This is a genomic window from Stenotrophomonas sp. GD04145, assembly GCF_029835135.1.
GTDB classification, from domain to species: Bacteria; Pseudomonadota; Gammaproteobacteria; order Xanthomonadales; family Xanthomonadaceae; genus Stenotrophomonas; species Stenotrophomonas maltophilia_P.
The window spans coordinates 1-1,185 of record NZ_JAODZG010000094.1 but is presented as its reverse complement, the minus strand read 5'-3'; the positions used below and the strand labels follow the sequence as shown (position 1 = coordinate 1,185).

General features: G+C 66.0%; 2 protein-coding genes. Both read right to left on the bottom strand.

What is annotated here, in order from left to right:
• Position 1: 1 nt before the first annotated feature.
• The gene (locus N7367_RS19350) at positions 2-355 is read right to left on the bottom strand and encodes an MmcQ/YjbR family DNA-binding protein (protein ID WP_003246929.1); all 354 of its coding nucleotides are present in this window, start codon (positions 353-355) and stop codon (positions 2-4) included.
• 31 nt (positions 356-386) lie between these two features.
• Positions 387-1,163, bottom strand: coding sequence for an AadA family aminoglycoside 3''-O-nucleotidyltransferase (locus N7367_RS19345; protein WP_075075807.1), 777 nt, complete (start codon positions 1,161-1,163; stop codon positions 387-389).
• Positions 1,164-1,185: the final 22 nt, after the last annotated feature.

Genomic DNA, 1,185 nt, shown 5'->3' with positions numbered 1-1,185 from the left:
GCTATTCGTCCAGTAGCAGACCGGGCTGCAGGCGCTTGGGCAGTCGGCGTACCACCAACTGATGGGAACGGGTCAGCAACTGGCGCAGCTCTTGGTCGCCAAGCGGTAGCTGGCGGGCGCTCATGCTGACCCAGTGCGCTCGCGCCAGATAGGGCGCGGGGCGAATGCCGGGGCGGTCGACGTAGCCGAGAAAGAGGTCGTGATCGACCTTGAAGGCCAGATCCTCGCCCAGAAAATCGAGGATGGCGAACATCTTGTTGCCGGCTACCGAGAACACCCGGTTGCTGCCCCACTTGAGGTCTTCGCGGGCGCCCGGCAGGCTGAGGCAGAAGCTGGCGATCTGGTCGGGCGTCATGGGCATGTCCATCGCTGGTCGAAACGGCAGTCTATCGGTTGACCGACTCGCTGCGTAGCCGCTCGATCTGGTGCCGGGCATAACCGATGAAAGCGGCCAGTGCCTGGGGCCGCTGAGCCAGGTCATCCCTGGCCTGGCCCAGATAGACGTCTCGCGCAGTTTCCAGCAGCGGCCGGTGCTCAGGGGGCAAGCGCTCGAGCAGCCAGTCGGCCGCCACGTCCTTGGCAGCGATCTCGCCGCTGCTCAGCGTCAGCCAGATGCGTGCCAGGGCCAGGACCACGTTGCACTCATCGCCCAGCCAGTCGTCCGGTCCGTTCCATTGCGCCGCGGTGTCGTGCAGGGCGCGAATCATGTCCGCTTCAGGCACCGGCTCGAACAGTTCGGCAGCCGGCGGGCCTAGCAGGCTGATAGCGTGCTGGCGTGCCTTGCTGAGCAGTATGGCCAGGTCATGATCGGCCATGGCCGGCTCGAAGCGACCCGCCTGCAGCTCGTCGCGCAGCCATTCGCCGAACTGCAGTTCGCGCATCGGCCGATAACGCCAGGGCCGCACGGCGTCGTGCACCAGCAGCGTCACCTCCAGCGGGCGCAGGTGCGCGGTGGCCGGCCAGGCCGACAGCCTCAGCAGGTCGGTCATCAGGACCTTGCGCGTGCTATCGCTCAGGGGCGTGCGGACGGTGACCAGCAGATCGATGTCGCTTGCCGGCTTGAGGCCGCCGCTGACGGCGGAACCGAACAGATGCACCGCCAGCAGGTTGTCGCCAAGATGATGATGCAGGAGGGTGAGGGCATTGCTGATCTGCAGGTTCATGTTTTCGCCATTGCGCTTCAGG